The sequence below is a fragment of the Pannonibacter anstelovis genome (assembly GCF_036881715.1).
Taxonomy (GTDB): domain Bacteria; phylum Pseudomonadota; class Alphaproteobacteria; order Rhizobiales; family Stappiaceae; genus Pannonibacter; species Pannonibacter anstelovis.
The window spans coordinates 123,752-130,729 of sequence record NZ_JBAKBF010000013.1 but is presented as its reverse complement, the minus strand read 5'-3'; the positions used below and the strand labels follow the sequence as shown (position 1 = coordinate 130,729).

8 protein-coding genes are annotated in these 6,978 nt (G+C 62.6%); 3 read left to right on the top strand and 5 right to left on the bottom strand.

Annotated elements, in window-relative coordinates; all coding sequences use genetic code 11:
- The coding region (locus V6L75_RS18205) for a patatin-like phospholipase family protein (protein WP_334252899.1) at positions 1-580 on the bottom strand (580 nt) is incomplete at its 3' end.
- Between the two features lie 203 nt (positions 581-783).
- Here V6L75_RS18205 and V6L75_RS18200 point away from each other — a divergent pair.
- Positions 784-2,382, top strand: coding sequence for a pyruvate kinase (locus V6L75_RS18200; RefSeq protein WP_334252898.1), 1,599 nt, complete (start codon positions 784-786; stop codon positions 2,380-2,382).
- A gap of 11 nt (positions 2,383-2,393) precedes the next feature.
- Here the strand turns inward: V6L75_RS18200 and V6L75_RS18195 are convergent, their stop codons facing one another.
- The 4 genes from V6L75_RS18195 to V6L75_RS18180 all read right to left on the bottom strand — a co-directional run bounded on the left by V6L75_RS18195 (position 2,394) and on the right by V6L75_RS18180 (position 5,012).
- On the bottom strand, positions 2,394-2,933 hold the full coding sequence (locus tag V6L75_RS18195; protein ID WP_425498804.1) for a GNAT family N-acetyltransferase: 540 nt from the start codon (positions 2,931-2,933) through the stop codon (positions 2,394-2,396).
- Positions 2,934-2,970: 37 nt separating this feature from the next.
- Entirely contained in the window at positions 2,971-3,543 is a 573-nt protein-coding gene (locus V6L75_RS18190; RefSeq protein WP_334252896.1) for a helix-turn-helix domain-containing protein, read from the bottom strand.
- Positions 3,544-3,605: 62 nt separating this feature from the next.
- On the bottom strand, positions 3,606-4,424 hold the full coding sequence (locus V6L75_RS18185; protein ID WP_334252895.1) for a class II glutamine amidotransferase: 819 nt from the start codon (positions 4,422-4,424) through the stop codon (positions 3,606-3,608).
- 210 nt (positions 4,425-4,634) lie between these two features.
- On the bottom strand, positions 4,635-5,012 hold the full coding sequence (locus tag V6L75_RS18180) for a tautomerase family protein (protein WP_334252894.1): 378 nt from the start codon (positions 5,010-5,012) through the stop codon (positions 4,635-4,637).
- Between the two features lie 136 nt (positions 5,013-5,148).
- Between V6L75_RS18180 and V6L75_RS18175 the strand changes: the two genes are divergently transcribed.
- A complete protein-coding gene (locus V6L75_RS18175; RefSeq protein WP_334252893.1) occupies positions 5,149-5,760 on the top strand; it encodes a hypothetical protein in 612 nt (203 codons plus the stop codon).
- A gap of 129 nt (positions 5,761-5,889) precedes the next feature.
- Positions 5,890-6,948 (top strand): aromatic ring-hydroxylating dioxygenase subunit alpha, encoded by a 1,059-nt coding sequence (locus V6L75_RS18170; protein ID WP_334252892.1) that lies wholly within the window; start codon positions 5,890-5,892, stop codon positions 6,946-6,948.
- Positions 6,949-6,978: the final 30 nt, after the last annotated feature.

The window sequence follows — 6,978 nt, the reverse complement described above, 5'->3', positions numbered from 1 at the left end:
GATTGTCGATGCGGGCAGGCTCAAAGAAGGACGGTTCGGCCATGGAGGCGCGCACGGCCTCCCAGAAATAATAATCGTCCGGCCGCGCCCCGCCGGTCCCGGGCGCGCTGGACATCATCACCAGATTGCGCCGTTCAATGTCATAAGCCGGCAGCATCACATGGGTGAGGGCGCTGGCCATGGAGGTCCAGCCGAAACGGTCCTTCAGCATCCGCTCCAGCGGCCGTGCATCATAGCGCTCGTCGAACAGGCCAAGCGGGTTGGTGACAAAGCGGCCAAGGCGCTTGCTGAAACTGTAGGTGAACAGTTCGCGCGCCTCGACCTCGAAGAAGTGGCGCAGGTCCGACAGGGTGCCCGCTGCTTCCCCGCCAGCGCCGCCATTGCGGGGCGCGGCAAGGGCTGCTGCAATCAGGCCGCTGGCAGAGGTGCCACAGATCAGGCTGAAAATCTGGTGCAGGGGCCGGGTCACGCCTGCGCGGCGCAGGCGTCCGTCCAGCGCCTCCAGAACGCGCAAGGGGATGATGCCTCTGATTCCGCCGCCGTCCATGGACAGGATGAAATGCTTCGCCTTTCTGCTCACCGCAGGCCTCCTTGGTCTTTTCGCCAGCGGCAGATCCCTCTCCCCCGAGTAAAATCAATGCCGGGCGTTGTCCCGTACCCGGATTTGAGTGTTGACGAGGATTGCGACGAAGGGAAGGCGGAATAGGGTGTGTTTTCCGTGTCTGTTGCGCAAGGTCAAGGTGCTGTCATGGGCGGATGCTACCAAAACGGCGGAGGTGAGCCATGGATGAGCATGATATGACCGCCGTAAAGTCCGCTGCTGATGCAAAGCCAGCAGCAGCCCGCAAGGGCCCGGCCCGCACACGCAAACCTGCAGCTTCAAAGAAGAAGACGCCCGCAGATCCCGGTCTCGCGGCGTTGCAGGCAGATGTGAACCAGCTTGCCGCCTCCGTCGCAGCAGATGGAGCTGCGCTGGCAGCCCGCTGGGAGGGGTGGGTGGAAACACCGGAATTTGCCCCGAGCGCGGCGAACCTCTCGCACTATCTTGCCCTGCGGCACAGGGATCTGCGGCCCTTGCAAAGACGGCTGATGGCGGCCGGGCTGTCGTCCCTCGGCCGGGCGGAGAGCCGCGTGATGCCCACGCTCCATGCGGTGGAGCGCCTGCTGGGCGCCGCGACGGGTAAAGGTCTGGCGGCATCTGCTTCCCCTAATGTGCAGGATGACCATTTCTTCGCCGGTGAGGAACGCATCCGGCAAAGGGCGGATGCCCTGCTGGGCGCCTTGCAGGAAACGCGCCCTGCACGCCTGCTCGTCACGGTGCCGGGTGAGGCTGCTGGCGACCCTGCCTTCTTTACTGAGCTGGCTAATCTTGGCGTGGAAGCAGTGCGTATCAACTGCGCCCATGACGGAGAAAGTGCCTGGGCCTCGATGATCGCCCATGTGGAGGCCGCCGCCCATGCCACCGGCCGGCGGATGAAGGTGATGATGGATCTGCCGGGTCCGAAAATCCGCACCGGAGCCCTGAAGAAAGGCAAGAACGGCAGCCGGGTGTTCCCGGAAAGCGAACTGGCTGTGGTGCGTCCGGGCCATCTTGACGCGGCGCCGCGCAAGCTGCCCGCGATCGAATGCGAGCTGGGGCAGGCGCTGGAAGCGGCCGAGCCGGGGCATCGCGTCTTCATCGATGATGGCAAGCTGGCCGCCACCGTTCTGTCGGCACAGGACTGGGGTCTGGTGCTGGGCATCGACACCGGTCCTGAAACCGAAGGCTACAAGCTGAAGCCGGAGAAGGGCATCAACTTCCCGGATAGCGACGTTCTGGTGCCGGCCCTGACCGCCGATGACCGGGACTTGCTGCCTTTCGTGGCGCACCATGCGGACGGGGTGGAGTTCTCCTTCGTGCAAACCCCGGAAGACGTGGAAGAGCTGCAGGCAGCGCTTGCCCGGGAGCGCCCGGAAGACTGGCGCAGCATCGGCCTCGTCCTGAAGATCGAGACACGCCGCGCCGTGCGCAACCTGCCGGACATGCTGGTGCGCGCAGCCGGGCGCCAGCCCACCGCCGTGCTGATCGCCCGCGGCGACCTTGCGGTGGAGATCGGCTTTGCCCGGCTGGCAGAGATGCAGGAGGAAATCCTCTGGCTCTGCGAAGCCGCGCATGTGCCGGTGATCTGGGCGACGCAGGTGATGGAGAGCCTGATGAAGACCGGGATCGCCTCACGCGGGGAAATGACCGACGCCGCCATGGCTGCACGCGCCGAATGTGTCATGCTCAACAAGGGCCCGCATCTCTTCCGGGGCATTACCGTGCTGGAAGGCCTGCTGACGCGCATGGGCGGACACATGCACAAGAAGGCCCACCTGCTGCGCAGCCTGCAGAGCTGGTAGGTCACTTTGGTTTATGAGCCTGGAGACGCCAGCACCTTGTAGAAAAAGGTGCAGCCCTCCGGCTCACCGCTCTGCGGGTGATTGGCATAGGCGGGAATGCGGCCGAGGATCTGGTAGCCGAGCCTGAGGTAGAGCCGTTCGGCTGAATCGCCCTCACGGGTATCAAGAGTAAGCAGGCTGCGCCCCCGCTCGCGCGCCAGCCGCTCCACCTCACGCATCAGTCTTTCCGCGATGCCCCTGCGGCGGAAATCCGGATGGACCAGAAGCTTGCGCACATCGGCCCGCTGCGGCTGGTTGGGCGGGGTGTCACAGGCCAGCTGCACAGTCCCGGCAATCCGGCCGTCCACCATGGCCAGCAGCAGATCGCTGTCGCCGCAGGCGACGGATGGCGCCACCTTCTGCTCGAAGAAGCGGCGTGCATCCTCCCGCGTAAACGGCTCAACGAAACTGACGCTGGCCCCGCTGCTGACGCAGCCGGAAAGCACGTCTGCAAGGCCATCAAGGCATGCGTCATCCAGCTGCGCCGGGCTGCGGCGCAGGTCAAGGGTTATACCGGCCAAGGAAGGTCTCCTTACGTAGGGGCTGGTCTCAAACCATGAAAATCAGGTAGCAGGCGCCGGTTTCTGCCGGCGTTTCGAAGCTGTTGCCGCCATAGAGCTGGAACCGCAGGCAGTCCCCCGGTGCCAGTGCATGCTCTTCGCCATCCAGCGTTACCGTCAGCTTGCCATCCAGCATCACCAGATGATGCTCAAGGCCGGGGCGCGGCGGGGCTTCATAGGTGATTGATGTGCCGGGCGGCAGAATGGACTCCAGCACCTCGCCCGACAGCGCACTGGTGGGGGGAGAGATGACACGGCGGCGGTGGCCGGTTTCAGGGTCCGTCCAGACGGGCTGGGCCTCCCTGCGCACCACGGCGGGAAAGGCCTCCTCCGCCATCTGCATCAGCCGCGACAGGGTCAGCCCATGCGCGGTGCAGAGCTTGGCCAACACGGCCGTGGTGGGGCTGACCTCGGCATTTTCGAGCCGTGACAGGGTGGCGCGGCTGACGCCGCTGAGGGCTGCTAGCTGATCGAGCGAAAGCCCCTTTTCCTGCCGCAACTGGCGCAGGCGCAGGGCAATCTGCTGATCAAGTTCAGCCTGGTCTGATCTCTTGTTTTCCATATTTGAGATTAAATCCCGAATGTGGAAAACCGTCAAGGGAAATAAAGGCCGGCCGGAAAACCTCAGCAGGCCGCTTCCAGAATAGGCTCTGCTGCACTGTTCAGGGGCACCGCCAGAGGCGTTTGCTCCACGCCGGTTGAAGACAGACGGTACAGATACCCCTGTTCCACCGGACGCCAGCGCGCACAGGCGCCCTCCAGCGGCTCCGAGGCAAAGGCGCGGCCGCCATGGTCGAGGCATTCGGAGATATAGAGCGTGGGAGCCGCCGCATCGTCGGCATAGCGGAACGCGAAAAGCTCAGTGCCCTCGGTGAAGACACAGGTGAGACGGATGGGCTTTTCGCCGGTGGTCCGCCGGGCGGCTATATCCAGCACCTGCGAAAGCGTCAGATCCAGTGCCGCCCGCGGGTTCTCCTCAAGCCCGTTGGTCAGGAGCAGCAGGAAGAAGAGTTCGGAATCCGTCGTGCCCCGGCGCAGCGCGTAGAAGTCCTCATTGATGAGCATTTCCATTTCACGGCGGATACGGGCGAAATCGCCGATGTTGCCATTGTGCATGAAGGCCCAGCGGCCATGGGCAAAGGGATGGCAATTGTCCCGCGATGTCGCGCCGGTGGTCGCGGCGCGCACATGCGCCAGAAACAGCCGGGACGTGACCAGACGGCAGATGCTCTGAAGATTGGTGTCGGCCCAGGCGGGCAGCACATCCTTGAACAGGCCCGGCTCAGCCGCATGGCCATACCAGGCGATGCCGAACCCGTCGCCATTGACCCGCAGTTTCGCCTCCTGTGCATCCAGGCTCTGCACGAGCAGGGAGTGCCGGGGTTTGGCAATGATGTTTTCGAGCGGGATCTCGGTTCCGAGATAGGCAGCCAGACGGCACATGGTTGGGGGCGACCTGCAAACTGTTGCAACAGGGTGGGAATGGGCGGCAGCAAGCGAAGCAACCTTCCAATCCCGGCAAGATTAAGGACAATGCGCCGGGATTGGATACGGATTTTCCGTCAGGATCCGTCATATCCTGAGGAATCGTCCCACCCAACCGTTAACACTTCGATATTTTTCGCCCGGCTCGCTCACGGCGCTTGCCGGATATCAGGTGTATTGGGCAATGCCCCGGCCGAAAGACCAGCAGTCGCGCGTCACCTCGACGAGCGAGACCATCACGTCGTCATGCATGACCCCCACCTTGCGCCCGAGCTTGTCGCAGATGGCCTTGTAGAGATTTTTCTTCATCTCCACGCTGCGGGTGTTGCTGACGATGATCTGGATCAGGAGAAAGGCATCGCTGCGCTCCATCTCCGGGAAGGAGCCGAAAAAGAAGTCCTCCCGCTCCTTTTCATTGAAGATCATGTATTGGTCGTCGTGCGGTATGTCGAAGCGGGTCATCAGCGCCTCATGGATACATTCCATGATGAGCTGCTTTTCCTCGGCACTGCGGCCGGGGAGCGAGAAGATCTGTGTGACCGGCATGATCGTTTCCTCCGTTTCAGTCCCCCAGCCTGGACCCGAGCCTAGCGCCCAGAAAAGATTGGTTAATGATGCGTTAATCTTTTCCCCTGACACTCTGCCTCAGATTCGCCGCCCGCAGCCCAGGATGGAGCCCGGCATGCAGCTTTCGATCCAGACGACGACCACTTCTGCCAGCCTGTTCTCCATGACCCAGAACTCGACCGGGTCAAAGGGTGGCGGCCTGCTGGATACAACGCCTGCCAACTCCTCCGCGAAGCCTGCAGCCAAGGATAGCGCAAGCAGTTCCGTTCTGGAAGCTGCGACCAAGCAGGCTCAAGAGGCGGAAGCCGTTATCAAAACGCTGCGTGAGGCCGTGAAGAAGGACAAGGAAGACGGCAAGGAGGACGAAAAATCTCCTTTGGCGTCTTCGGAAGATTACACGAAGACCGCAAACAAGATCCGTTCTGCGCTGGGCGATGACAGTGGGGCGAACGGCACGTCCCTTAGCTCAATGGCCTACGAAAGCGCCACGATCACCGAAACCCTGATCGAAGGCGAGATTGGCGGCCAGAAGATTTCCGCCTCTTTCGTCTCTTACGACCGCGTTTCCTACGATAGCAGCACAGGTCTGACGGCTAACTCCGCCAGCGCCAGCAGCATCAATGTCAGCGGCAATGGCGTGTCCTCCAGCTACCAGAGCGCGTCGGTTTCCTCGCTCTATGCCGGCACCCGCGATCAGATCGGCACGCTTCTCTCCAGCGCCGCCTGAGGCCTTCCTGCCCGCCCTGCATCCGTAATGCTGCGGACCGGGCCTCTGCATCGAAGTCTTGAGCCTGCCGTCCTGCTCGGGTACACCCGGACAAAAGGGTCTGCGGGGCCGGTTTCAAGGTGATGTCAGGTGGATAATCTCAAGGCGGAACTTCTGCGCGGTCTGTGGTACGTCGCCTGTCCGGGCGCGGAGATCAAACCCGGCGCGATGACCGGCAAGAAGCTGATGGGCGACATGGTGCTGCTGGGCCGGGACAAGGCCGGCAAGGTCTTCGCCCTGCGTGACATCTGTCCGCACCGGGGCATTCCACTGCGCCATGGCAAGTTCGACGGCGAGACCGTGCAATGCTGCTATCATGGCTGGCGCTTTGATACGGCGGGTGTCTGCGTCGATATTCCCTCCACCCACGAAGATCAGACCATCGATTTTTCCAAGATCACCTGCGGCGCCTATCCCGTTGTGGAGCAGCAGGGGCTGATCTGGGTCTATTTCGCGGCCAATGGCGAAAGCCCGGAGGAAGGCCGCCAGCCGCAGCCGCCGATGCTGCCGGATTTTTCGGTTGATCAGGGCCCGGCCCTGCACATCATGCAGCATTTCGTCTGTTCGGTGGATCATGCGGCCCTCGGTCTGATGGACCCGACCCACGCGGCTTTCGTTCATACCTCCTGGTGGTTCAAGAAGAACGCTGCGAAGCTGCGGCCCAAGCGCAAGCTCTTCGAGCCGTCGGAACTGGGCTGGGCCATGGTGCGCCACAAGTTGCCGCCGCAGAACATTGCCTACAAGCTGCTGGGCGATGATGTGACCACGGAAATCCGCTACATGCTGCCGGGCCTGCGCATCGAGCATATCAAGGGCTCGAAGCATTCCGTCGTCGGCCTGACCACCATCACTCCCGTAAGTGAGGACGAGACGGAAGTGCGGCAGATGTTCTGGGCCAGCATGGGCTGGATCGGCCCGTTCAAGCCGCTCATCCGCCACCTGATGAATGTCTTCCTCGGTCAGGACCGCCGCGTCGTCATCCAGCAGCGTGAGGGGCTGGAGTACAATCCCAAGCTCATGCTGATCAATGACGCCGATACGCAAGGCCGCTGGTGGATGCAACTGAAGCGCGAATGGTCCGCCTCACAAGCCGAGGGGCGCGAATTCGTCAATCCGGTCCGTGGCCGTGAGCTGCGCTGGATGAGCTGAACCGTCCACCATTGCCAGTTATTTTGAGAT